Below are 22,809 nucleotides of genomic sequence, written 5' to 3' on the forward strand. Positions count from 1 at the left end.
CGGCGGCTCATCCGCCGCCGATCCCGGTGGCTACCGGCGTTTCCATGTCGATATCGACCCAGAGCGGAAAATGGTCGGAGGCGATTTGGCCGATATCGGCACTGACCGAACGCACGCGCCCGGCAAACATGCCGCCGACGAAGCAATGGTCGAGCCGGCGCTTTGCCACTCTGCCGTCGATGGTCTTCACATGGGTGTGGAAATCCGCCGTCGGTTCCATGGCGACGGCGGCAGCATCGACAAAACCGTCGAGATAGGCGGCACCGCGATGATAGGGCGCGCTGCCGGCGATGCGGCGGTACTCGGCGCTGCCCGGCTCCATGTTGAAGTCGCCCATCCAGATCGCCGCCAGCGGGTTTTCCGGCTCCTGTTCGCCATTGCTCCAGTTGCGCGCCGGCTCATCGTCGGCGCCGCTCCATGGTCCGCCCTCGGACGGCGCCCGGTCATGCTCGGCGAGCAGGTATTCGATCTGCTCCAGCCGCTCCTCGGCCGCGATATGCGCCAGATGCAGCGAGAAGAACCGCACCGGGCCGGTGGGGGTGCGGATCATGCACTCAAGTGCGGCATTCCGGGTGTTGAGCGGCCGCAGCGTGCGCCTGAGCGGCAGCGTGTGCAGCCGCGACCAGACGATCGGCAGCTTCGACAAAAGCATGGTGCCGAATTGCCGCCGGCGGTTGACGACGCGGCCTTCACGCCGTTGGCTGGCATCCATGTCGAAGGCCGGGCCATAGGCCCAATGATAGTCGGGCAGCAATTGCGAAAGAAGTTCCGGCTGGTCGTCCTCGTTGCTGCGCAACCAGTGCCGCTCCACTTCCTGCAAGGCGATGATGTCGGCGCCGGCAACGACCTTGGCGCAGCGCGCCAGATCGTAGCGGCCATCGCTGCCGAAGCCGTACTGGATGTTGTAGCTGACCAGCTTCATTGCTTATCCGGCTCAGTTTCCTGCTGGCAGTAGCCGTTCGCTGACAGCCTTGCAATGTGCAGCCGGGCGGAGGGAGCTTGGGCCAGATGCTAAGTGGTCAGCGGCTGGAACCGACCGGGCGGGGATGCTGCCAGTTCCGACCAGTCGATTTCTTCCTCGAGGCGGTGGTAGGCTTCGTCGCCGATCGTTCCGTCGATGCGCAAACGCTCCAGCGCATCGCGCTGGCTCTTGATGGCATAAAGACGCAATCTGTCATACTCGGTCGCGGCCTCGGCATCCTCCGGGTTTTCGGCGATGGCGCGCTGCGCCGCATATTGCTCGCGCACCGCCCCTGCCGCACTCGATGTCTTGCCGCTGAGCACGTCCAGCGCCGCCTGCATGATGGCGACGCGCGCCTGCGCGACCTCCCGGTCGACGGTCTGGTCGGGGTCGAAATTGAGCAGAAGCAGCAACGGCTTCAGGCTGACGCCTTGCAGCACCAGCGTGCCGAGCACGACAGTGAAAGCGGCGAGCACGATCGGGTCGCGGCCGGGAAAATCGGCCGGCAAGGCGAAGGCTGCCGCAAGCGTCACCAGGCCGCGCATGCCGCACCAGCCGATGAGCACGCCGCCGCGAAATGTCGGAGCGTCTCTCCGCCTGTCCTCATCGCCCAGACGTGCCAGCCTTCTGAGGATCGCGCCACAGCCCAGCACCCAGACCAGCCGCGAGACGATGACGACAGCCAGCACGGCTGCGGCGAAGATGAATGCTTCGACCTGCCCCTGCTCAGCAAGGCGGCCGACGATCAACCGTGCCTGAAGTCCCATCAGAACGAAGGCCAAGACATTGAGCACGAACACCGCCGTCTCCCAGACCGAGTAGGAACTGACACGATTCCTTGCCGGCATGCGGCGCGGCGACGTACGTGCGATCGTCATGGCATAGACGACGATCGTGATGATGGCGGAAAGCCCTATCCTGTCGGCCAGGATCCAGACGCCGAACGTTGAGGCGAATTGCACCACGGTGCCGCTCGCCGGGTCGTCGATGCGGCCGAGTATCGCGAGAGACAACCGGCCGAGCACATAGCCTGCGGCAAGGCTGCCGACCGTCGACAGCAGGATCATTGGTACGGCACTGCTCAACAGGATGGAGCCGGCGGCTGCGGAAACCGACATCCTGTAGATCAACAGCGCCGTGGCGTCGTTGAGCAGGCTCTCGCCTTCCAGGATGGCGGTGATGCGGTGCGGCACCTTGAACTGTCCGAGCACGGCCGCGGCTGCGACGGCATCGGGCGGCGCCACGATCGCCCCAAGTGCTATGGCCGCGGCAATGGGCAGGCCTGCCATCGTCCAACCGACAAATGCCACGGTCACGGTGGTAAAGATGACGGCGCCGAGCGCCAGCAGGATGAGCGAAACCTTGTAGCGGTTGAGATCGCGCAGCGACGTGTCATAGGCCGCGTCGAGCAGCACCGGCGCGATGAACAGAGCGAGCGCCAGCTCCGGGTCGATCTCGATGGTCGGTGCAAACGGCAGGAAGGCTATGCCGGCGCCGGCCAGCGCCAGCAACGAAGGATAGGGAATCTGCAGACGCCGTGACAACGCCGTCAGGGCGACCGCGGCCAGGAGAAGAACAAGGGTCAGTTCAAAAAGCGCCATGCCCAGTTATAACCGTGAAAAGCGACCGACGGCAGGGGCCTGGACGGTTCGATCATGACTGAGGGCGGTCAGCGAACTGCGGCGGCGCGCTGGAATGCTCCAAGAAGCGCGTCCGCATACATCTGGCGACGCGCAGCATGATCGGCACGCAGCTTTTCGGCCTTTTCATGCGTTCGCGCCGGTCCCTGAGACATGGTGACCATGGCGGACGCTAACGCCACGGCATCGTCGACCGGAAAGAACGTCGCGTTTGGCGCCTGCTCCCGATGAAGGCTGATATCCGAGAGGAGCATCCGTGTGCCGAGCGCCTTGGCTTCCTCGACCGTGGTTGACCAGCCCTCGAACAGCGAAGGATTGATGAGAGCATCGGAAGCAGCGTTGAGGCCGAACACATCCTCGTAAGGCACAAGGCCCAGATGACGGAAATGACCCGACACGCCGGCCTCCCTGGCGCTAGCCAGCAACTGGTCGAAATGTCGGGGATTGCGCGGGTCTTCGGTTCGCCCGGTCAAGATCACGGGGGCAACCTTATCAAGCCCGCCATTTGCCGATATGTGCGCCAATGCTTTGATCACAAGCCCATGGTTCTTGTGCGACCAGAACTGGTTCGGTAGGTAGAAATAACGCTGCGGCAGTTCATACCGTGCGATCACCTCCGCCTGCCTTGCTATATGCGGGGCCGGATCAAGATCGATTGCAAACCGAACGACCGCCGTCTTGCCGCGTGCTGCGGGATAATACGTCTCGCAGTCCCGCCTGGCGTCATCGCTCGACAACAGGATGATGCGTTTGCCGGACGTCTGCAGACGGTATCCCAAATCGCGACGCCACCACATGGAGCGCGAGAACAGGTGTGGCAAGTGTCGGTGCTGGAAGTCAGGAATCCACGATACGACAGAAATCGGAAAACGGTTGCCGTAGAACTGCGCCGGCTCGAACACCACGTCGACGCCTTCGCGGCTTAGTATCCGTGCCGCATCGGCGTCGCTGCCGCTGGCCAGCGCCCGGATGGCGTTGCGACCGCGGCCAAAATCAGCAACCTTCGCATCGACGATCGGCGGCGCGGCCAGGAAAGCATCCATCGATGTGCCGATCTTTTCTGCCTGCGCCGGAGTTAAGAACAGCTTGGCCTGCAACTTCCCGGCCAATTCGCTGGAAATAACGCCGAGCATGTTGCGCAGGTAGGTCTCCCCACCTGACCAGTTGCCTCGGCCGATGAGCGTGAAGCCCGCGGTAATCATCTTCGCCCCTCGATGCCTCAGCCTGCCTTTTTGAAAGGAAACCCGCGCACGATATCGGCCACGGCGGCTGGAAGTTCGATCTTGGCGGACCAGCCAACTCGATTTCCGATCTTGTCCACCTTGGCCAGTTGCGTTGCGCGGTCGACCCTGCGTAAGCGCGCCTTGTCCTCGACGATCTCGATATCGACCTTCATCGCCGCTCCGATCAGGCGAACAAGCTCCTCCACCGATGCGTCCCTGCCGGAACCGATATTCATGACATCGAAACTCGCCTCACCAGTGTCGCCGGCCAAAGCCGCCACCCCGGCAGCGGTATCCTCCGCATGGATGTAGTCGCGCCGCGGTTTCAGATTGCCCAATGCGATCCTGGCCTGGCCCTTGGCATTGTAGAGCTGGTTGAGAATATCGGGGATGAGATGCGCATTGGGGTCGTCATGGCCGATAGTGTTGAAGATGCGCGCCACACGCCCCCTCCCGCCGGTCCTGTCGGCCCAGAAACGAAGCTGGCTTTCATTGGTCAGCTTGGACAGAGCATAGTTGTCGCAAGGCCAGGTCCTGGTCGCATCCTCGTCGAGCGGGGCATCGACCCAGTCGTACACCGCGCCGCTGGACGCCAGCACGACCGTTCCGACACCAGCCTTTTCAGCAGCATCGAGGACGATTTCGGTGCCGACCACGTTCACGTCCAACGCATAGGCGCGCTGTCGCTCGCATGTCGGAATGTGGTGAATAGCCGCCAGGTGGATAATGGTGTCGGGCTTGAAACCCTCAGCCAACTCTACCATCCCACTCTTGTCGCGGATGTCGATCTCCCGCGTCTCGCATCCGTCCATGTCAGGCATCGGCATGCCGACCGAAAGATTATCGGCGATCAACACCCGAGCGCCGTCCTTGGCGAGATTTCGCGCGCACCGCCAGCCTATGAAACCAGCTCCGCCCGTAAGAGGACGCGTTGGGGATTCGTCATCAGGATTTCTCTCCGGCTATCTGAAGTTCACAAGGGCATGGCAGCCGGGGCGGACGGATCATCGCGCGGCCGGCAGAGCACCATGAGGGAAAAGCCGCCCAGCAGCAGCGCGCTGGTAGCCGGGGCAACGCTGCCTATCAGTTTGCGCACTGGATTGAGCAATTTGGTGCGCAGAGGCCTCGTGGAAACGTTGGCTTCGCCCGCCACGTCGGTAAAGTGCCAATCGACCACCGTGTAACCCGTGTCCTCAAGCGTCGCAAGCGCGGTCTCGCGCGTGAAATAATGGAGATGCCCCACCTTCTGACGTGCGTGCATGTAAGCTCGCCGAACCAGTCCCTGGACGTGAAGGTCCAAAGGAATATGAAAAACGTGATAGCGGCCGTGCGGGCGCAGTGCCCGCAAAAAGCCCATATAGTCTTCGACATGTTCGAAGACGTCGATCAGCATGACAAGGTCATGCACTGACTTGGTCGCCAGAAAATCCTCGTGGTGGAAGATCGCGCCAGACGCCTTTTGCAGCGGCCAGAGTTTTGCTGCGTCTTCGGAAATATCGTATCCATGAATAGGTCTGCCCGGATATTGCGCGGCCAATTTGCCGACGATGCCGCCGCTGCCGCAGCCGACCTCGACGGCGTCGCGCCAGACAACATTGTTGCGCTCCAGGATGTTTGCGATCTCGCGCGCCTTCCAGGCTGTATCGGCCAGATGCCAGTCAGGATTGTTGGCAAGGTACTGACTGTCCGAGTAGATGTCAGCCGCGGTATCAGTGACTGTTATCGGCCGCGCTTCTTCGACCCCTTTAGCCGACATCACGATCTTCCTTTTCACAAATGAACGATACCAGGTGACCGGCTTCGACGACATCAATGCGCGTACCGGTGTTTCTGGCGGGCGCCCGAATCGCATCAGTTCCGGTCAACGCGCTAGGGTCCGGCTCAACCGCCGTGACCTGCCATCCATCGGCCGCCGACGCAAGAGACAGGATTCCATTGCCCACCCCGAGATCAAAGGCTCGCCCAAGCTGCTTCGGCAAATTGCGGCGCAACTCGGCACTTCCATGATAGCGGGGCGCCGGCATCGATTTCAGTTGATGGAAATACGCTGCGCGCGCCAAGTCGGCCTGTTCCGGATGACCAGGCAACCTGCGCACAGCGTCTTCAGAGTCCAGGAAATTGCTGGAGCCCATCAGCCAAAATGTCCCAAACTGCAGGTCACAAAACCGGCTGCAGACAATTCCAATTCAAGGATCAATCTTCACTCCCCAGCGGGTTTCCCTTGGCGGTCTGCTTGTCTCTTTTGACGCATGAGATTGACCGCGATTGCAACATTCCCTGACTAAATGTGGAGCACAGGAAATCACACCGTCGCGACCTCCGTATATTCGTCCAATCGACAATTGTCACGCTACCAAGCTTGGGTCTGAGCAGATCCGGTTCTTTTGCTCGCGCCGAGGCAAATCCGCCTGTCTATTGGCGGATCGCCTGAAGGCGATCCCAGGAAAATGTGGAACAGTTTTTCCAGAACTGCCTCAATGCAGCACAAGCATGTCGCCGGACGAGAACGAAATCTCGGCCTTTTCGCCGACTGCAGGCGGCGGCGTTGCCGGGCTGTTGAATGTGTCTAGCGAGACCGTGCTGCCGCCGATGCCGACGCGCACCCGGATCACCGAACCGAGGAAATGCACCTCGGCGATTTCGCCCGAAAGGCTGGAGTCGCGGCCGGGGTGGCGGCCGAGCGAGATCGCCTCGGGCCGCAACGCCAGCGACAGCGTGTCCCCGGACTTCGAGCCGTTGAGCTTGCCCTTGAGCGAGACCTCTTGCGAGTTGACGCGCACTTTGCCCGAAGCCGCGTCGGTGACCGTGCCTTCCAGCACGTTCAGCGTGCCGACGAAATTGGCGACGAATTTGGTTGCCGGTCGGTTGTAGATCTCGAACGGCGTGCCGACTTGCTCGGCCTTGCCGCCATACATCACAGCGATGCGGTCGGAAATCGACAGCGCCTCTTCCTGGTCGTGGGTGACGAAGATGGTGGTGATGCCGAGCTTCTTCTGGATCGAGCGGATTTCCTCGCGCAGCGATACACGCACCTTGGCATCGAGCGCCGACAACGGCTCGTCGAGCAGCAGGAGCTTCGGCTTCGGCGCGATGGCCCGCGCCAGCGCGATACGCTGCTGCTGGCCACCGGAGAGCTGATAGGGATAGCGATCGCCCATCTGCGGCAGCTTGATGAGGTCGAGCATCTCGGCAACGCGCCTGTCGGCATCGGGCTTGGGCATGCCCGCGACCTTCAGCCCGAAGCCGATGTTCTGCGCCACGGTCAGATTCGGAAACAGCGCGTAAGCCTGGAACACCATGCCGACATTGCGCTGGTTGGGCTTGAGCCGGGTGATGTCCTTGCCGGCCACCACGATCTTGCCGGCGCTCGGCTCCTCGAAGCCGGCGACCATGCGCAGCACCGTCGTCTTGCCGCAGCCCGATGGCCCGAGGAAGGAGACGAATTCGCCCGGCTCGACGTCGAGGTTGAAATCCTGCACCACGGTGGTGGCGCCGAAGGATTTTTGCACCTGCTGTATTGAGAGGAATGGCTCGGCCATGACTTTTTCTTTCGATCAGTTCGGGCGGTTTGCCGATTTCGGCGCGAAGCGCGACAGGATCTGGATCAGCGACATGCAGCCCCAGGTGATGGCGAACGAAATGATCGCCAGTGCCGACGGCTCATAGGCACTGTTGGCGCCGATGTTCTGCAGATAGGGGCCGAAGGCTGGGCGATTCAACAGCGAGGCCATGGTGAACTCGCCGATGACGATGGCAAAACTCAGAAACGCGCCGGATAAGACGGCGATCAGTACGTTCGGCAGGATGATGCGGGCGATGATGGTGGTCCAGCCGGCGCCGAGGATTTGTGCGGCTTCGGTGAGCGTTCTGACGTCGATGGTCCTGAGACCGGTATCGACCGCCCGGTACATATAAGGCAGCGCCAGCACTGCATAGCCGATGACCAGCAGAACATCGGTGCCGCGCGCTGTCGCCAGGAAAGGCAGCGTTGAATTCGAACCGAACATTCTGATGTAGCCGAAGACGATGACGATAGCGGGAATAACCAGCGGCAGCAGAGTGATGAACTCTACGAGCGGCCGCAGATTCGGTAGCCGCAGCCGAATCCAGTAGGCCGTCGGGACAACGAGGAGCACGCCTAAAAGAATGGTGAAAACCGCCACAATGACGGAGTAGGTAAATGTCGTCTGGAAATTCGGATCTTCGAAGACTGAGCGGTAGGCGTCAAAGGAGTATTCCCCGCGCCGCTTACGCAAGGAGAATTCAAAGGTCGCCAAAAGCGGCAGGACAAAATAGGCGGTTCCCACGCCAAAAACGAGCCAAGCCCAAAAGCGGCTGCCTTGCTTCATTTCAGCCACCGCTCGGCTCGCCGTTGGAACAAGATATAGAAGAGGTTGGCCAAGCCGGTGATGACTATCATGCCGAATGCAAGCGCGTAGCCTAGATTCGGATTGTAAAGCACGTCGCCGCGAATCTGCGCGAACAGCTGGATGGGCACGATGTTGAGTGACGGCCCCGTCAGTGCATAGGCTGTTGCGACCGCCCCGAACGCGTTGGCAAAGAGGAGGACCGTCGTACCGAGAAAACTCGGCCATAAGACCGGGATGACCACCATGCGCCAATATTGCCAATTGCTTGCGCCGAGCGTGGCGGCAGCTTCACCCCATTCCTTCTTCAGCCCATCGACCGCCGGCGTGATGATGACAATCATCAATGGAATCTGGAAATAAAGGTAGGTGAGGATTAGGCCCCAAAACGAAAAGATACTGAAGCCGAGCGAATAGATGTTGATGCCGAAAATGTCTCGCAACAGGATTGTCGCCACTCCGAGCCGACCTAGCGTCGCGATGAACGAGAATGCCAGCGGCACGCCGGCGAAATTCGAGGCGACGCCCGAGAAGGTCAAGGTCGCCGAGCGTAACCACGACGGCAAACCTCCGCGAACGACTGCCACGGCCATTGCCAGGCCGATCAAGGCGCCAAGGATCGCAGAAACAAAGCTGATCTGAATGGATACCCAATAGGCCGCCGCGAGCTTGGGTTGCGACAACGCTATGATGTTATCGAGCGTATAGTCGCCAGCTGCATTTTTGAACGCGCCCGCGATCAGCCCTACCGTGGGCAAGATCAGAAAGAGCAGCGCGAAAATGAAGAACGGAGTTACGCCTAACCAATGCAGTGGCAGCCGAAGGCGGCTGATCTCCGGCGCGCCAGGACTGACGCTGGCTGTCTGGGACATTGTGGAATCTGCCATGGAGTTCCCGAAGTTGGCATAGGGCGCCGGGCGGCGAACCGCCCAGCGCCCTATGAATTACTTCACGACGGCGCCAACGATGGCATCCCAGTTCGTGCTGATTTCCTTCTTGGCAGCGTTCTGTTCCTCCAAAGTAGGGAAGACCGCTTTTTCATAGTTCTCGGCGGCCGGCAGCTTGTCCAGCATCTCCTTCGGGATCACGCCCTTCTTGGCGAGATCGTTGAAGCGGATCGGGTGGCAGTAGCCCTTCAGCCAACCGAGCTGGCCTTCGTCCGAATAGAGATACTCCATCCACAACTTGGCGGCATTCGGGTGCGGCGCATAGGCACTGATCGCCTGAACGTAGACGCCTGCGACCACCGCTCCCTTTGGCACGACGATTTCGATTTCCGGATTGCCGGCCATCTTGTCGCGCATGGCAAGCAGGTTGTAGTCCCAGTTCATCACGATCGGCGTCGTGCCCTGGGCGACAGCTGCCGCTTCAGCGTCGACCGGCACGAAGTTGCCGGCATCGTTGAGCTGCTTGAAGAATTGCAGACCCTTGGCGGCGGCGTCCTGGCCGCCGGTACCGCCAGCCGCGAGGCCCGAAGCGTAGACCGACATGACGGCGTTGTTCGACGTGCGCGGGTCACCGGCGAGCGCCACCGAATTGGCATATTCCGGCTTCTGCAGGTCAGCCCAGTCCTGTGGCGCGTTCTGCACGACGGCTTTGTTCACGCCGAAGGCGAGCACGCCGTAGTAGTCGCCGGTCCAGAAGCCATCGGCATCCTTGGCGCTGTCAGGGATCGTATCCCAGGTCGACACCTTGTAGGGTTGGATCAGGTTATCTGCCTTGGCGGACGGGCCGAAAGACAGGCCGACGTCGATGACATCAGGCGCCTGCGGGCCTTTATTGTCCTTGTTGGCCTTGATCGCCTCGATCTCGTCGCCGGAGCCGGCATCGGGATTGAGTTCGTTGACGGTGATTTCCGGATACTTCGCCTTGAAGCCGGCGATGACGTCGCCATAGCCGCACCAGCTGTGCGGCAGCGCGATCGTGGTGAGCTGGCCTTCCGCCTTGGCTGCGGCGACCAGTTCATCCATGGACTGGGCCGACGAGATGGCAGAGGTCGCCATCAGGGCGACGGCCGAAAGGGAAAGCAGTTTTCCCGTGAATTTGAACATGTGTTCTCTCCGTTGAACTGACGCCGTTGGACGCCTGCGATGCGGTATCGTTTTCGTGTGACAGCCAGATGAAAGCTTTGTGAAAGCGATGCCCTGCAGTGCGAAAAAGTAAACTCTTTTTAACCGGCTGTAGCAATCGCCACGCCGTTATTTTTCCGGCTAACTAGTTTCGGCCGTGCCTTTCATCCTTCCCCCTTTCTTCGCCTCTTTTCCCAAGTGGATTTTCAATGCGGAAGTTGTCTCAGACGGCGCCGGCGATGGCGTTTTCGAGCAGTGTCAGCGCCGCCTTCTTGGTCAGCTTGACCGGGTTGCCGCCGGCGGTCGGGTCGACCACCGCCATGTCGGCGATCAGGCCCTTGCGCTTCTTGTCCATGTCGAGCCCCTTGATCAGGCCGGGCAGTGCGTGCGGCACCTTGAGCTCCTTGCGCAGCTTGACGATCGCCTTGGCAAAGCCGTCGAAGCCGCCCTTGATGCCGCAATAGGCGGCGAGCCGGGCGATGCGCGGCTCGATCGCCTCCCGGTTGAAGGCCAGCACATAGGGCATGAACACGGCGTTGGTCATGCCGTGGTGGGTGTCGTAAAGCGCGCCGATCGGATGCGACAGCGAATGAATGGCGCCAAGCCCTTTCTGGAAGGCGGCGGCCCCCATGGCGGCGGCACTCATCATATTGGCGCGGGCAACCAGATCCTTGCCGTTGGCATAGGCTTTCGGCAGGTTTTCGAAGACCAGCCTGATGCCTTCCACGGCGATGCCGTCGGCCATCGGGTGATAGCCCGGCGCGCAATAGGCTTCGAGGCAGTGGGCGAGCGCATCCATGCCGGTGCCGGCGGTGATGAAGCCCGGCATGCCGACCGACAGCTCCGGATCGGCGATGACGATCGCCGGCAAAAGCTTCGGATGGAAGATGACCTTCTTGGTGTGGGTCGCTTCATTGGTGATGACGCCGGCGCGGCCGACCTCCGAACCGGTGCCGGCCGTGGTCGGCACGGCGATGATCGGCGCGATCGCATCGGCATCGGCGCGCGTCCACCAGTCGCCGACATCCTCGAAATCCCAGACCGGTCGCGTCTGCCCTGCCTGGAAGGCGATCAGCTTGCCGAGGTCGAGCGCCGAGCCGCCGCCAAAGGCGATGACGCCGTCATGCTTGCCCTTCTTGAACACGGCGATGCCGGCGGTCAGGTTGGAATCGACCGGGTTCGGCTTGACCTCGGAAAACACGCCATACGGCACCTTGGCGTCGTCGAGGATCTTCAGCGTCGAGGCCACCACCGGCAGCTTGGCCAGTCCCGGGTCGGTGACGAACAGCGGCCGCTTGATGCCGGTCGCCGCCAGCACCTCCGGCAGCTCCTTGATGCGTCCGGCGCCGAAGCGGACGGTCGTAGGGTAATTCCATTTAGAAACGAGTTTTGTCATTTCGACCTTCTGACTGCTTTCATGCTCTCGGATGTCGTTAATTCACAAAGGTATTGGCCACACGGTCTGACCGCATCATGTACGGAATCCAGATGGCTGCGGCCCAGACCGAACGGTAAATGTCGCGCATCGTTTCTTTATCGAACGCATCATCCAGCGTTGGAAAGCTGTCGGGAAAAGCCAGATACCCGGCCCATGAATCGACAACGGAATATATCGGCATCGCGAATGCCCAAATCATGTACCAGCCGGGGAATATCTGCCAGCGCTTGAACATGAAGAACAATAATAGGGCCGGGGCTGTAAGGTTTAGTATGCCGGATATCACCAATTCGGCAACAATCAGCACACCTTGGGACAAACTGAAGGCCTGCCAGTTCTGTAACATGCCGAGATAGTCGGTTGTGCAATTGTACCAACCCTAGTATCGGGGTGAGCATCAACCCGAGCATCGGCAGGACAAGCCAGCCGCCGATACCCTCGGGACCTTCACGATCCGGCAGCGCCGATTGTTGCGTATCCGCCATTACTCCCTCTCAACAGCGATCGTTGGCTTGCCGATCGCCACCTTAGATCACCTCGCGCAGATGGTATGATTTCGGCCTGGTCAGATTGTCGTAGCCGATGGCCGACAGTGCCGCGCCCTTGCCGGTGTCCTTGACGCCGATCCAGACCAGCGCCGGATCGAGATAGTCGCAGCGGTTCATGAACACGGTGCCGGTCTCGACGCGGTCGCCGATCGCCGCCGCATGGTCCGTGTCGCGCGTCCAGATCGAGGCCGTCAGCCCATAGGGGCTGTCGTTCATCAGCGCGATCGCCTCCTCATCGTGGCGCACCTTCATGATACCGACGATCGGGCCAAAGCTTTCCTCGCGCATGACGCTCATCTGGTGGTCGACCTGGGTAAGCACTTCCGGCGCCAGATAGGGCGAGCCTTGCCTGTCGTTAGCCACCTTCATGTCGATGTGCGCCTTGGCGCCCTTGCGTAGCGCCTCCGCCTTTTGCTCGCGGATCAGGTCGGCGAAGCGCGCCTGCGCTATCGGCCCCATGGTGGTCGCCTGGTCGAGTGGATTGCCGACGACGTAGTTCCTGGTCTCGGCGATGAAGCCTTCGACGAATTCGTCGTAGACCTTCTCGTGGACATAGACGCGCTCGATGCCGCAGCAGCACTGGCCGGAATTGAAGAAGGCGCCGTCGACCAGATTGGCAACGGCATGGTCCATCTTGGCATCCGGCAGCACATAGGCCGGATCCTTGCCGCCAAGCTCGAGGCCGAGCGTCATGAAGGTGCCCGCCGCCGCCTTTTCGATGGCGCGGCCGCCGGCGACCGAGCCGGTAAAGTTGACATGGTCGATCTTGCCGGAGCCGAGCAGCCTTTCGGTCTGCGCATGGTTCAGAACGAGGTTCTGGAACAGGCCCTTGGGCAGGCCGGCTCTGTCGAACGCCTGCTGAAACCGTTCGCCGACCAACAATGTCTGTGCCGCGTGCTTGAGGATGACGGCGCTGCCGGCCATCAGCGCGGGCACGATCGTGTTGACGGCAGTGAGATAGGGATAGTTCCACGGCGCGATCACCATGACCACGCCGAGCGGCACCTTCTTCACATAGCGGCGAAAGCCGTGCTTCGGGTTGGAGGCCATGACCGGCTTCAGTGCCGCCTCGGCGATCTCGACCATGTAGCTGACGCGTTCCTTGACGCCGCCGAACTCACCGCCATAGCGCACCGGCCGGCCCATCTGCCAGGCGATCTCCGGCACGATCTCGTCGCTCATGGCGACCAGCGCTTCCAGCATGGCAAGCATGTACTTGCCGCGCTCGACGACCGGCGTCTGCGCCCACTTCTCCTGCGCCGCCTTGGCACGTTCGACCGCGGCACCGATCGCCTGGTCCGTGGCCAGAGGCCGTTCGGCATAGATCGAACCGTCGATGGGGGATTTTATCTTGACCGTTTCGGTCATGCCTTGGGTCCTCACATTCTACAATAATTCTCGTTGGTGACGCCGCTCTAGAAGGGACGAAACACCGGCGTTGGCCCCGTTCTTCACAGGGAGCGGGTAAAGGTGAGGGGCGGGCGGCGCCGACGTTACAGGTCATTTAATACCGCTCGAACCCCCTGTGCAGTTCCCAGTCGGTAATCCGGCGGTCGTATTCGAACTGTTCCCAGTGTGCCGTGTGGACGTAATGTTCCAGCACATCGTCGCCGAGTGCCTGCCTCAGCATCTTCGATTCCACCAGCGTCGCGGTAGCGTCGCGCAATGTCTTTGGAATTTCAGGCAACTGCGAGGCCTGGTAGGCGTCGCCGACGAAGGGCTTCTGCAGTTCAAGCTTTTCATCGATGCCGGCAAGCCCGGCCGCGATCAGCGCGGCGAAAGCCAGATAGGGGTTCAAATCGGCACCGCCGATGCGGCATTCCATGCGGATGCCCTTGGTGCCCTCGCCGCAAAGACGGAAACCGGCGGTGCGGTTGTCCTCGCTCCACATGATCTTGGTCGGCGCAAACGTGCCGGCCTGGAAGCGCTTGTAGGAGTTGATGTAGGGCGCCAGGAACCAGGTGAATTCCTTGGCATATTTGAGCTGGCCCGCCGCCCATTGCTGGCCGAGCGTCGACAGCGTCCACTCGGCATTTTTGTCGTAGAACAACGGCGTCTTGCCGTCGGCGCTCCATAGCGAATTGTGGATGTGGCTGGAATTGCCGGCGAGCCCGTAATTGTACTTGGCCATGAACGAGATCGCCTTGCCTTCGGACTCGGCGATTTCCTTCGCGCCGTTCTTCAGGATGACGTGGCGATCGGCCATGTCGAGCGCCTCGGCATAGCGAACATTGATCTCTTCCTGGCCGGGACCCCACTCGCCCTTCGAATTCTCGATCGGGATGCCGGCCGCCTCCATCTCGTTGCGCAGCCGGCGCATGACGCCCTCTTCCTTGGTGGTGATGCCGATCTGGTAGTCGCCGATATAGGGCGATGCCGTCTCGAGGCCTTGCCAGTGCTTTCTGCGGGCGGAATCGTAGGTCTCGCTGAACAGATAAAATTCGAGCTCGGACGCGAAATAGCCGATATAGCCGCGTTCCTGCAGCCGCTTGACCTGCTTCTTCAGCATGGCGCGCGGCGAATGCGCCAGGTCGTCATGGGTATGGTGGTCGAGCACGTCGCAGATCACCAGCGCCGTCTTCTCCAGCCACGGAACGCGCCGCAGCGTCGCAAGGTCCGGCTTCATGACGAAATCGCCATAACCCTTCGACCAGCTCGCCGCCTTGTAGCCGGGCACCGGTTCCATATCGATGTCGGCGGCCAACAGATAGTTGCAGCCATGCGTCTCGTCATGCGCGGAATCGACGAAATACCGGGCCAGGAACCGCTTGCCCGCAAGCCGCCCCTGCATGTCGACGATGCAGGCCAGCACGGTGTCGACCTCGCCGCTGGAGACCGCTTGCTTCAACTGATCGAACGAGAAATTTCCGGCCATTCTTACGGCACTCCAGCGCTAGTCGTTTTGGGCTCGTCACTTTGACGATGTGGAAAGTCACTTTGAAGATGTGGGAAGCTATGGCCGGCAAGGCGCCGGCCATAGCTGGAGGACTGGCCTCAGTGGCCGGTTTCGCCGACGGCCTGTTCCGCAGCCTTGATCACTGCCTGACGCGCCGCGATAATGTCGCCGAGCGGCGGACCTTGGAAGCGGTTGCGCTCGAAGGCAAACCAGACGATTGCCGTCAGGATGAAGAAGCCGACGGTGATGTAGAGCGCCCAGTCGTTCGGCGGCTGGATGCCGATGACGAAGATCAGGAGCATCGACAGGATCGAAAGCACGCCGAACAGCATGAAGATGGCGCGCCCCATGTTCCACGGTCCCATCTTGTCCCATTTCGGCGTTCCCCAGGCCAGCATGCCGAGCACGATCGGCACGGTGAAGGAGAGGAACAGGAAGATGACGGTGCACGACACGACGATGGTGTAGGCCGAGGTGCCGGCGACTGAAACCAGCGTCGAGCCCCAGACGAACAGGACGGACAGGATCGATGCCGTCCAGATCGCAGCTACCGGCGTGCGGTAGGTCGGGCTGACCTTGGCCAGTGCCGAGGAACCCGGCAGGCCGCCGTCACGCGAGAAGGCGAAGATCATACGCGAGGCGGAGGTGACGGTGGCGAGGCCGCAAAGCAGCTGTGCCAGGAAGACGACGAGGTAGACGAACTCCTTGACGCCGGGGCTGACGCGCTGGTCGAAGGCCCAGAAGAACACGTTCCAGCCCTGCTTGGCCGCATCGTCCATATTCGGGATCATCAGCACGAAGGCTGCGAGGAACAGATAGCCGAAGACGGCCGACCAGATTACCGACATCACCATGGCGCGTGGCACGGAGCTCGCCGCCTTGATGGTCTCCTCGGAGGTATGCGCCGACGCGTCGTAGCCGGTGATCGTATAGATCGGCAGCAGCAGGCCAAGTGCGAATACCCAGGCATTGGATACGGACGGCCAGACACCAGCGCCGGCATCGCCGGAATAATTGTGGAAGGTGAACAGCCGGCTGAAATCCCAGGTTTCGGCCGAGATCAGGCAGACGAGCGCGATGAGGATCGAGCCGAAGAAGATCAGATAGCCCGAGAAGTCGGTCAGCTTGGCCGTCAGCTTGATGCCTAGATGGTTGATCAGTGCCTGGGCACCGGTGATGACGACCAGGAAGATCATCTGGTTGGTCAGCGTGCCCTCGATCCCGAGCGCCGGTCCGAAGGCGCCGAGGAAAAACGTCCAGGTGCCGACATTGATGGCGCCGAGCACTGTGATCAGGCCGAGCAGGTTGAGCCAGGCCGTCACCCAGCCGGTGCCACGATTGCCGAGGATCGAGCCCCAGTGATAGAGGCCTCCGGCAGTCGGATAGGCCGAGCTGATCTGCGACATGGCGACGGCAAAGGTCAGCGAGACGAAGCAGCCGACCAGCCAGCCGATGCCGATTCCGATGCCGCCGGACCCAGAGGTTGCCTGCGCCAGCGAGTTGATGCCGCCGGACAGGATGCAGATGATCGAGAAGGAAACCGCGAAATTCGAAAAGCGGCTGAGGCGCCGCTCCAGTTCCTGGGCATAGCCCATGTTGTGGAGAACCTTTACGTCCTCTGCCTTGTCAACTTCAGTATAGCCCGGTGCTGCCATTTTTTAGTCCCCTGTTGGTTTCTTAGCTGGCCGATTGAACTGACTTTCCGACTGCGCTTGGTCTGGAGGCCTTGGCCGCCTCGGGCGCCAGATTGAGAAAAATACCCGCGAGCAGATCCGCCCATTTCCGCTGCCCGGCTGCGCCGGAGATCTCGTCGTTGCGGATTTCGATCATCGCGCAGGGCAGCCCGCGCGAGCGGGCATGGCGTTCCAGCGTGAAATAGACACGGTCGGCCGGCGAATAGGGTTCGTTGACGCCGACGGTGACGCCGGCGAGCCGCTGCAGCGCCGCGATCAGCGGCGCCGCCAGCCGGCGGTCCTCGTCGTGGATAACGCCGATATGCCAGGGCCGGCTGCTGCCCTTGTAGACCGGGGTGAAGGAATGGATCGAGACCAGCCTGGTCTCCCGCCCGGCCGCCAGGCGCTCGTCGATGATCGTCGCGATCCGGTCGTGGAACGGCCGCCAAGCGAGCGCGATGCGCGCCTCCCGCTGATCGGCCGAAAGCCCTTGGTTGGCCGGGACCACGGTTTTTTCGCTGGCGCTGACCGTCACTATCAAGTCCGGTGCATCGAGCGGGCGGTTGCAGTCGATGACGAGCCGCGAGATGCAGGTCTCGACCAGCGTCGCATCGAGTGCCTCGGCCATGCGGCGCGCCACCGGCAAGGCGCCGGGATCCCAGGCGATGTGGCGGGAAAGCTCCTCGGCGGCAAGGCCGAGCGTTCCGAATTCCGGCGGCAGGAAGTTGGAGGCGTGGTCGCAAGTCAGCACGAAAGGGCTTGATCCGCCGGGGTTCGTCACCCTTACGGTTTCAGGCGATGCAAGGCTGGCGGGCCGTGCTGTCTCCATTGTCTGCCGTCCCCGGGGAGCGCTGTATCGTATGTTACGTATTTTGCATCATTGCGTCCCTGCGGATGATTTCATACAGTTTGGCCGGCTTTGTCAAACGCGATTTCGATAATGCGGTAACGGCCCGGCCAGGGTGGGGAAAAACATGGTTTCCAGCATTGCCGAACTGATCTCCGACCGCATCGGCACCATGCCGGCCGGCGAGCGGCGCGCAGCGCAAACGCTGATCGCCAGCTATCCGCTGATCGGGCTGAAGACGGTCGCCGAATTCTCCGCCGCCGCCGGCGTATCGTCGCCGACGATCCTGCGTTTCGTCGCCCGGCTCGGCTTCCAGAACTATCCAGAATTCCAGTCGGCGCTGCAGGACGAGCTGGCGGCGCAATTGCAGTCGCCGGCGTCACGGACGCTCAATCCCCCGTCGCCGGGCAGCAGCGCCGTGTCGCCGATGCTGGAAGCGACGCTGGACAATATGCGCGAGACCTTCCGGCACCTTTCGGATAAGCAGCTTGCCGACATCGTCGCCAAGCTGGCCGACCGGCGCGGCAAGACATTCCTGATCGGTGGCCGGTTCACCGACCCGCTGGCGCGCTACATGGCCGCCCACCTCGCCATCATCCAGCCCAACGTTTTTCACCTCGGCGGGCAGGAAAGCGTCTGGCGCGACCGGCTGATCGACATGGGTAAACGCGACGTGCTGGTGATCTTCGACATCAGGCGCTACCAGGACAGCCTTGTCCGCTTCGCCGAGACGGCCAACCAGCGTGGCGTGCAGATCGTGCTGTTTACCGACCAGTGGCTGTCGCCGATCGCCCGCTTCGCCCGCCACGTCATCGCCGGGCGTACCGCCGTGCCTTCGGCCTGGGACTCATCCGCCGCCCTTTTCGTCGTCGTCGAAGCGTTGATCGGCGCGGTCACAAGGCAGCTCGAGGCCGACGGCACCAAACGCATCCGCGAGTTGGAAAGCCTACGGTAGAGCGGCCCTTCGGGCGAACGGTCTTCGTTGGGGTCTAGTCAACCAAAAGGCTGACCATCTGCAGGATCAGGATCAGCAAAAAGACGCCAAAGACAGACGCAAAAACCGCTGCCAACAGGACGATGCGTTGTTTCTTACCCACAGCTCCCTCGGGAAGGCATAGCTCCCCCACGATCACGAACGTCAGTCCTGCCTATCGCTCGGCTACCGTCCCAAGTCCTCAAGATCTGCCTGCGGCTTGGGCGGAGGAGTAATGACGACTTGCTTCACGCGCGAAATGAACCGCTGGCCAAGGTGCTCGCTTAGGGGGACGGCTGCATCATTCATCCGACCCATGTCAGGGCCGAATGACCACCTTGCCGCTGGGGCTTAACCTTTCAGCCGCAAGGCGTGCCCTCGCCCCGGTCTAGGTACTTTACCCGTGGCAAGGGTGATCGAAGTTCGGCTAGCCTTGGCGACGCGAAGCCGCTCATTGACCCACCATCAAACAGCGGTGAACTGCGCGGAGGAATTCGATGAGCTATCTGGACGAGCTGTTCTCAGTCGCCGGCAAGACGGCGCTGGTCACCGGCGCCGCCACCGGCATCGGCCGCATGGCGGCGACCGCTCTGGTCAGGGCCGGCGCCTCGGTGATGATTGCCTCGCGCAAGGGCGAGGATTGCGCCAAGGTAGCGGACGAGCTGAACGGGCTTGGGGCATCCGGCCGGGCCGAGGGTTTCGCCGGCGACGTCTCCAGCGAGGCCGGCATTGCAGCGCTTGTCGCCGAGGTCAGGGCGCGGATCGAACGGCTGCATATCCTGGTCAACAATGCCGGCATCTCCTGGGGCGCGCCGCTGGAAAGCTTTCCCTATCATGCCTGGGCCAAGGTGTTCGGCGTCAACGTCACTGCGGTCTTCTATGTGACGCGCGAATTGCTGCCTCTGCTCGAGGCCGCTGCCAGCGAGGCCGACCCGGCCCGGGTAATCAATCTGGGATCGGTGATGGGCACGCAGCCTTTGGCCGAAGACGCTTACTCCTACTCGGCCTCGAAGGCTGCGGTTCACCACCTGACACGCATCCTGGCGATCGAGTTGGCCGCCCGACGCATCACCGTCAACGCCTTTGCGCCCGGCCCTTTCCAGAGCCGGATGACGGCCTTCGCCACCGGCACCGAAGACCAGGCAAGACATGTCGGCAACCACGTTCCGATCGGCCGCATCGGCGCACCGGATGACATTGCCGGCGCAACGCTCTATTTGTGCAGCCGTGCCGGCAGCTATGTCACCGGCGCCATCCTGCCGATCGATGGCGGGCAGTCGGTGCAACACGGGCTGACATTGTTCAAGGAATGAGACGCACGCCATCCGGCGAGTGAAATGCCGGGGGTGAAGATGGAGGACATCAGCGTGGAACCGATCAGTCTCGATGTGCTTCTGGCCAACGTCGGCAAGGAAGTCGGCGTGTCGCCATGGCGGGTGGTCACGCAGCGCATGATCGACCAGTTCGCCGATGCCACCGACGACCATCAGTTCATCCATTGCGATCCGGAGCGCGCCAGGCGCGAGACGCCGTTCGGCGGCACCATCGCGCACGGCTTCCTGTCGCTTTCGCTGTTGTCGGCGATGACCTTCGAAACCATGCCGCCGCTGGAAAACAGCAAGATGGGCGTCAATCACGGCTTCGATTCGCTGCGCTTCCTGGCGCCGGTGAAAACCGGCTCGCGCATCCGCACCCGCTTCGTGCTGGCCGATGTCAAGGTCAGGCCGTCGGGCTGGGTGCAGACTGCGCACGACGTGACGATCGAGATCGAGGGCTCGAAAAAACCGGCGCTGACCGCGCGCTGGCTGACGCTGACGCTGATCGAACGCCAGCCGGAAGCGGTTTGACTGGCATCCGGGCCTGGGAACCTAAATCTATTTGGCTTCGGCCGCGACGTACTTCATGTGGCGGCTCACCTGCAGCGCAATGTAGACGACCAATGAGCAACCGATTGGGAACACGATCTCGTTGAGGCCGGTTGCGATAGCCTGTGGCAGTGCCAGAGCAGCGTCGTTCGCCGCGGCCGTCTCAATCGTCAGCACCGTGATGCCGCCACCGAATACCGCGCCTATCAGGGCGCCTGCCAGCGCGAAATGGAGCGGACGGGGTTCTTCCTTCGATGCCAGCGACGCCAGTATCCAGCCGAGCAGCCCGTATTCTATGGCCCGCAGCACACCGAGCGTCGTGAGCGAGAGAACGGCCGGCTTTGCCGCCGCATCGAGCGCGCTGACCATGACCTTTTGCGTCCCCTTGGCGATGCCCATGGCCAGCGGCGCCGAGATCGCGGCGATCAGGCCGCCGAGCGAGGCTCGCACTTTGGCGAGCGCCGTGCCGAGGCTGACGCCGGCGCAGACGAAGAACGACCAGGTCACGCCTTGCGCCAGTTCGATCAGGATCAGCGTCGTCGCCGGGTAGGAACCTGCCGCAAATCTGACGGTCAGAATGAGAGCCTCCATGGCGAAGCCGAGCGCGATCGCCAGCCATGCGACCATGACGACGCGCCTGAGCGCCATCCTGGCGCGATGGGAAAGCGGGTTCACGTCCGGCACGCCGGACGAAAGCTCAGTCAGGGCCATGTTGGCCTCCCAGATCACAATTCTTGCAGAGCCGCGAATTAGCGTTTGTCTGTAACAGTCCGATGTTGCCGGCTTTATTGCCGGGTTACATCGTTTTGTGACGTCGAGCTTCTGCTTCGTGCCACCCTTGCCCGACGCCGTACAGCGTATATATGCTGCATCCAGCCATCAGTCATTTAAGGCAGTCGAACAATTGCAGCTAAGCGTCCAGGAGCGCCGCGAAAAACAAAAGGCCGAACTGCGTTCCGAACTTGTCGACGCCGCGCACAAGCTTGTCCAGGAAGAAGGCTATGACGGCCTCACCATCCGCAAGCTCGCCAAGCGCGTCGGCTATGCGCCGATGTCGGTCTATTCCTATTTCGCCGACAAGCAGGACATCCTGTTCGCGTTGGCCGAAAACGCCTTCGAGACCCTGGCCAGGCGCATCGAAAATCATACGGCCGACGACCCGATCGAGGCACTCAAGGCGGTGCTGGTCGAATATGCCGCCTTCGGGCTCGAGAATCCCAACGAATACCGCACCGTCTTCATGACCGAAAAAGTCAGGCCGCCGGCCGGCAAGACGTTCGCCGAAATGCAGAGCGGCAACCCGGCGATGAAAGTGCTGATCGAGAGGGTCGAGGCCTGCGTTGCCGCCGGCAGGCTCAAGGGCGATCCGCGCGCCATCGCCACCATGCTGTGGGCGGTCGGCCACGGCGCCATCTCGCTGCTGATCACCTTCCCGTTCTACCCGTTCGGCGACCAGACGACGTTCATCACACGGATCGGCGACATCATGCTCGAAGCCATCGCCGCGCACGAGATTGCGCCGCTCGGCCCGCCGGTCAACTGCTGAGGAGCGGCGCTCCTCCCGATCTGTAAAATCTTTCTCGGAACGATCCGCGCTCCGGTGCCGAGCGTCCGGCAATTCCTGCGCCTAATTTCTCCGTACGTGTACGATTTTTACTTGAACTCCCTCAGCCTTGGGCGTATCTGTACGCAATACCGTACATGTACGAATTCACTAGCTGGAACCGGAGACCGATCATGAAGAAGGCAATTCTCACGCTCGCCGCCCTGCTGGCGCTCTCTGGCGCCGCAATTGCCGGCAGCAATCAGACAGGCAAGCAAGAAGCGGCCTGCATCGACACCAAGACCGATGTGAAGCTCGATTGCGCGCCGACCGGATCGCTTGAAAATGCCGATGCCGAGACCCACAAGGCCGGCAGCAAGGGCCCGAGGCTCGGCATCGGCATCGACCCGTGGATCGTGCCCAGCAGCTTCTGAGCCGACCGGCGATAATATGCGGCGATGAACCGAAAGGGCGGCAGCAATTTCCGGCCGCCTATCTTGCCGGCCTCAGCCCTGCTTTATCGCGCCGTGCAGATCACTTCTTACGCTTCTGTCCCGCCACCCTCTTCGCCTTGCCGGGTCTTGCCGGCGCGCCGGGAATGGCCGTTCCGGTGATCGACACCGGATCGCTGGCCGGAAACGTATCCTCGAGGCCTTCCTCGAGTTCCTCTTCGACATCCGCCTCAGTGCGCTGCTCGTGTTCGAAAGAGCGCACGGCCGGCGTCTTGGCCGGCAACTTCGGCGCGGAGTTCGACGGCATTTGCATT

At 61.8% G+C, this 22,809-nt stretch carries 23 protein-coding genes and 1 pseudogene; 5 read left to right on the forward strand and 19 right to left on the reverse strand.

Going from position 1 to position 22,809, the window contains the following annotated elements; translation table 11 throughout:
* Nucleotides 1-7 precede the first annotated feature (7 nt).
* From NKG95_RS11795 to NKG95_RS11870, 16 genes and pseudogenes are all read right to left on the reverse strand, one after another.
* Nucleotides 8-922: an endonuclease/exonuclease/phosphatase family protein gene (locus NKG95_RS11795; protein ID WP_352918346.1), complete on the reverse strand. Its 915-nt coding sequence runs from the start codon at nucleotides 920-922 to the stop codon at nucleotides 8-10.
* An 89-nt stretch (nucleotides 923-1,011) separates the two neighbouring features.
* Nucleotides 1,012-2,562 (reverse strand): cation:proton antiporter, encoded by a 1,551-nt coding sequence (locus tag NKG95_RS11800; protein ID WP_353040684.1) that lies wholly within the window; start codon nucleotides 2,560-2,562, stop codon nucleotides 1,012-1,014.
* Between the two features lie 68 nt (nucleotides 2,563-2,630).
* Entirely contained in the window at nucleotides 2,631-3,803 is a 1,173-nt protein-coding gene (locus NKG95_RS11805) for a glycosyltransferase family 4 protein (protein ID WP_352856958.1), read from the reverse strand.
* Nucleotides 3,804-3,820: 17 nt separating this feature from the next.
* Nucleotides 3,821-4,735 (reverse strand): annotated as a pseudogene (locus NKG95_RS11810) (NAD-dependent epimerase/dehydratase family protein); the annotation flags it as partial.
* A 62-nt stretch (nucleotides 4,736-4,797) separates the two neighbouring features.
* Nucleotides 4,798-5,634, reverse strand: a complete 837-nt coding sequence (locus NKG95_RS11815; RefSeq protein WP_198030481.1) for a class I SAM-dependent methyltransferase — start codon at nucleotides 5,632-5,634, stop codon at nucleotides 4,798-4,800.
* Nucleotides 5,570-5,956: a class I SAM-dependent methyltransferase gene (locus NKG95_RS11820; protein ID WP_353040685.1), complete on the reverse strand. Its 387-nt coding sequence runs from the start codon at nucleotides 5,954-5,956 to the stop codon at nucleotides 5,570-5,572. Before NKG95_RS11820 ends, NKG95_RS11815 begins: the two co-directional genes overlap by 65 nt.
* Before the next feature lie 342 nt (nucleotides 5,957-6,298).
* The gene (locus NKG95_RS11825; protein WP_023719045.1) at nucleotides 6,299-7,363 is read right to left on the reverse strand and encodes an ABC transporter ATP-binding protein; all 1,065 of its coding nucleotides are present in this window, start codon (nucleotides 7,361-7,363) and stop codon (nucleotides 6,299-6,301) included.
* 15 nt (nucleotides 7,364-7,378) lie between these two features.
* Nucleotides 7,379-8,173, reverse strand: a complete 795-nt coding sequence (locus tag NKG95_RS11830) for an ABC transporter permease (RefSeq protein WP_353040686.1) — start codon at nucleotides 8,171-8,173, stop codon at nucleotides 7,379-7,381.
* Nucleotides 8,170-9,063, reverse strand: a complete 894-nt coding sequence (locus NKG95_RS11835) for an ABC transporter permease (protein WP_031194018.1) — start codon at nucleotides 9,061-9,063, stop codon at nucleotides 8,170-8,172. The genes NKG95_RS11830 and NKG95_RS11835 overlap by 4 nt, the downstream gene beginning before the upstream one ends.
* 72 nt (nucleotides 9,064-9,135) lie before the next feature.
* On the reverse strand, nucleotides 9,136-10,242 hold the full coding sequence (locus NKG95_RS11840) for an ABC transporter substrate-binding protein (protein WP_353040687.1): 1,107 nt from the start codon (nucleotides 10,240-10,242) through the stop codon (nucleotides 9,136-9,138).
* A gap of 241 nt (nucleotides 10,243-10,483) precedes the next feature.
* Nucleotides 10,484-11,656 carry an iron-containing alcohol dehydrogenase gene (locus NKG95_RS11845; RefSeq protein ID WP_023719041.1) on the reverse strand — a complete coding sequence of 391 codons (1,173 nt, stop codon included), beginning with the start codon at nucleotides 11,654-11,656 and terminating at the stop codon, nucleotides 10,484-10,486.
* A gap of 37 nt (nucleotides 11,657-11,693) precedes the next feature.
* A complete protein-coding gene (locus tag NKG95_RS11850; RefSeq protein ID WP_353040688.1) occupies nucleotides 11,694-12,044 on the reverse strand; it encodes a DUF2569 family protein in 351 nt (116 codons plus the stop codon).
* A gap of 181 nt (nucleotides 12,045-12,225) precedes the next feature.
* Entirely contained in the window at nucleotides 12,226-13,614 is a 1,389-nt protein-coding gene (locus NKG95_RS11855; RefSeq protein ID WP_353040689.1) for an aldehyde dehydrogenase family protein, read from the reverse strand.
* Nucleotides 13,615-13,750: 136 nt separating this feature from the next.
* The gene (locus NKG95_RS11860) at nucleotides 13,751-15,121 is read right to left on the reverse strand and encodes a glutamine synthetase family protein (RefSeq protein ID WP_352845543.1); all 1,371 of its coding nucleotides are present in this window, start codon (nucleotides 15,119-15,121) and stop codon (nucleotides 13,751-13,753) included.
* Between the two features lie 119 nt (nucleotides 15,122-15,240).
* Nucleotides 15,241-16,797: an amino acid permease gene (locus NKG95_RS11865; RefSeq protein ID WP_353040690.1), complete on the reverse strand. Its 1,557-nt coding sequence runs from the start codon at nucleotides 16,795-16,797 to the stop codon at nucleotides 15,241-15,243.
* 22 nt (nucleotides 16,798-16,819) lie between these two features.
* Nucleotides 16,820-17,644, reverse strand: a complete 825-nt coding sequence (locus NKG95_RS11870; RefSeq protein ID WP_353040691.1) for an N-formylglutamate amidohydrolase — start codon at nucleotides 17,642-17,644, stop codon at nucleotides 16,820-16,822.
* 145 nt (nucleotides 17,645-17,789) lie between these two features.
* Between NKG95_RS11870 and NKG95_RS11875 the strand changes: the two genes are divergently transcribed.
* On the forward strand, nucleotides 17,790-18,617 hold the full coding sequence (locus NKG95_RS11875) for a MurR/RpiR family transcriptional regulator (RefSeq protein WP_353040692.1): 828 nt from the start codon (nucleotides 17,790-17,792) through the stop codon (nucleotides 18,615-18,617).
* A 34-nt stretch (nucleotides 18,618-18,651) separates the two neighbouring features.
* Here NKG95_RS11875 and NKG95_RS11880 read toward each other — a convergent pair whose 3' ends face one another.
* The gene (locus NKG95_RS11880) at nucleotides 18,652-18,795 is read right to left on the reverse strand and encodes a hypothetical protein (protein ID WP_352484631.1); all 144 of its coding nucleotides are present in this window, start codon (nucleotides 18,793-18,795) and stop codon (nucleotides 18,652-18,654) included.
* Nucleotides 18,796-19,132: 337 nt separating this feature from the next.
* Between NKG95_RS11880 and NKG95_RS11885 the strand changes: the two genes are divergently transcribed.
* A complete protein-coding gene (locus tag NKG95_RS11885; RefSeq protein WP_353040693.1) occupies nucleotides 19,133-19,948 on the forward strand; it encodes an SDR family oxidoreductase in 816 nt (271 codons plus the stop codon).
* Between the two features lie 39 nt (nucleotides 19,949-19,987).
* Nucleotides 19,988-20,482: a MaoC family dehydratase gene (locus tag NKG95_RS11890; protein ID WP_031194015.1), complete on the forward strand. Its 495-nt coding sequence runs from the start codon at nucleotides 19,988-19,990 to the stop codon at nucleotides 20,480-20,482.
* 27 nt (nucleotides 20,483-20,509) lie between these two features.
* Here the strand turns inward: NKG95_RS11890 and NKG95_RS11895 are convergent, their stop codons facing one another.
* Nucleotides 20,510-21,211: a hypothetical protein gene (locus NKG95_RS11895; RefSeq protein ID WP_352845539.1), complete on the reverse strand. Its 702-nt coding sequence runs from the start codon at nucleotides 21,209-21,211 to the stop codon at nucleotides 20,510-20,512.
* 193 nt (nucleotides 21,212-21,404) lie between these two features.
* On the opposite strand from NKG95_RS11895, the gene NKG95_RS11900 reads away from it, so the two are divergent.
* Both NKG95_RS11900 and NKG95_RS11905 read left to right on the forward strand, forming a co-directional pair.
* Nucleotides 21,405-22,046 (forward strand): TetR/AcrR family transcriptional regulator, encoded by a 642-nt coding sequence (locus NKG95_RS11900; RefSeq protein ID WP_352857420.1) that lies wholly within the window; start codon nucleotides 21,405-21,407, stop codon nucleotides 22,044-22,046.
* Between the two features lie 191 nt (nucleotides 22,047-22,237).
* Nucleotides 22,238-22,477 (forward strand): DUF680 domain-containing protein, encoded by a 240-nt coding sequence (locus NKG95_RS11905; RefSeq protein ID WP_353040694.1) that lies wholly within the window; start codon nucleotides 22,238-22,240, stop codon nucleotides 22,475-22,477.
* Between the two features lie 100 nt (nucleotides 22,478-22,577).
* Here NKG95_RS11905 and NKG95_RS11910 read toward each other — a convergent pair whose 3' ends face one another.
* Nucleotides 22,578-22,802, reverse strand: a complete 225-nt coding sequence (locus NKG95_RS11910) for a hypothetical protein (RefSeq protein WP_023719028.1) — start codon at nucleotides 22,800-22,802, stop codon at nucleotides 22,578-22,580.
* Nucleotides 22,803-22,809 lie beyond the last annotated feature (7 nt).

The sequence above is a fragment of the Mesorhizobium sp. M1423 genome (assembly GCF_040317575.1).
GTDB lineage: Bacteria > Pseudomonadota > Alphaproteobacteria > Rhizobiales > Rhizobiaceae > Mesorhizobium.

Excerpts from the sequence above, each read along its gene's own strand:
- NKG95_RS11875 (WP_353040692.1), top strand. The coding sequence starts at position 17,790 with ATGGTTTCCAGCATTGCCGAACTGATCTCCGACCGCATCGGCACCATG.
- NKG95_RS11825 (WP_023719045.1), bottom strand. The coding sequence starts at position 7,363 with ATGGCCGAGCCATTCCTCTCAATACAGCAGGTGCAAAAATCCTTCGGC.
- NKG95_RS11905 (WP_353040694.1), top strand. The coding sequence starts at position 22,238 with ATGAAGAAGGCAATTCTCACGCTCGCCGCCCTGCTGGCGCTCTCTGGC.
- NKG95_RS11820 (WP_353040685.1), bottom strand. The coding sequence starts at position 5,956 with ATGGGCTCCAGCAATTTCCTGGACTCTGAAGACGCTGTGCGCAGGTTG.
- NKG95_RS11895 (WP_352845539.1), bottom strand. The coding sequence starts at position 21,211 with ATGGCCCTGACTGAGCTTTCGTCCGGCGTGCCGGACGTGAACCCGCTT.
- NKG95_RS11885 (WP_353040693.1), top strand. The coding sequence starts at position 19,133 with ATGAGCTATCTGGACGAGCTGTTCTCAGTCGCCGGCAAGACGGCGCTG.
- NKG95_RS11815 (WP_198030481.1), bottom strand. The coding sequence starts at position 5,634 with ATGTCGTCGAAGCCGGTCACCTGGTATCGTTCATTTGTGAAAAGGAAG.
- NKG95_RS11840 (WP_353040687.1), bottom strand. The coding sequence starts at position 10,242 with ATGTTCAAATTCACGGGAAAACTGCTTTCCCTTTCGGCCGTCGCCCTG.
- NKG95_RS11870 (WP_353040691.1), bottom strand. The coding sequence starts at position 17,644 with ATGGAGACAGCACGGCCCGCCAGCCTTGCATCGCCTGAAACCGTAAGG.
- NKG95_RS11890 (WP_031194015.1), top strand. The coding sequence starts at position 19,988 with ATGGAGGACATCAGCGTGGAACCGATCAGTCTCGATGTGCTTCTGGCC.
- NKG95_RS11830 (WP_353040686.1), bottom strand. The coding sequence starts at position 8,173 with ATGAAGCAAGGCAGCCGCTTTTGGGCTTGGCTCGTTTTTGGCGTGGGA.
- NKG95_RS11800 (WP_353040684.1), bottom strand. The coding sequence starts at position 2,562 with ATGGCGCTTTTTGAACTGACCCTTGTTCTTCTCCTGGCCGCGGTCGCC.
- NKG95_RS11795 (WP_352918346.1), bottom strand. The coding sequence starts at position 922 with ATGAAGCTGGTCAGCTACAACATCCAGTACGGCTTCGGCAGCGATGGC.
- NKG95_RS11835 (WP_031194018.1), bottom strand. The coding sequence starts at position 9,063 with ATGTCCCAGACAGCCAGCGTCAGTCCTGGCGCGCCGGAGATCAGCCGC.
- NKG95_RS11850 (WP_353040688.1), bottom strand. The coding sequence starts at position 12,044 with ATGTTACAGAACTGGCAGGCCTTCAGTTTGTCCCAAGGTGTGCTGATT.
- NKG95_RS11860 (WP_352845543.1), bottom strand. The coding sequence starts at position 15,121 with ATGGCCGGAAATTTCTCGTTCGATCAGTTGAAGCAAGCGGTCTCCAGC.
- NKG95_RS11865 (WP_353040690.1), bottom strand. The coding sequence starts at position 16,797 with ATGGCAGCACCGGGCTATACTGAAGTTGACAAGGCAGAGGACGTAAAG.
- NKG95_RS11805 (WP_352856958.1), bottom strand. The coding sequence starts at position 3,803 with ATGATTACCGCGGGCTTCACGCTCATCGGCCGAGGCAACTGGTCAGGT.
- NKG95_RS11855 (WP_353040689.1), bottom strand. The coding sequence starts at position 13,614 with ATGACCGAAACGGTCAAGATAAAATCCCCCATCGACGGTTCGATCTAT.
- NKG95_RS11845 (WP_023719041.1), bottom strand. The coding sequence starts at position 11,656 with ATGACAAAACTCGTTTCTAAATGGAATTACCCTACGACCGTCCGCTTC.
- NKG95_RS11910 (WP_023719028.1), bottom strand. The coding sequence starts at position 22,802 with ATGCCGTCGAACTCCGCGCCGAAGTTGCCGGCCAAGACGCCGGCCGTG.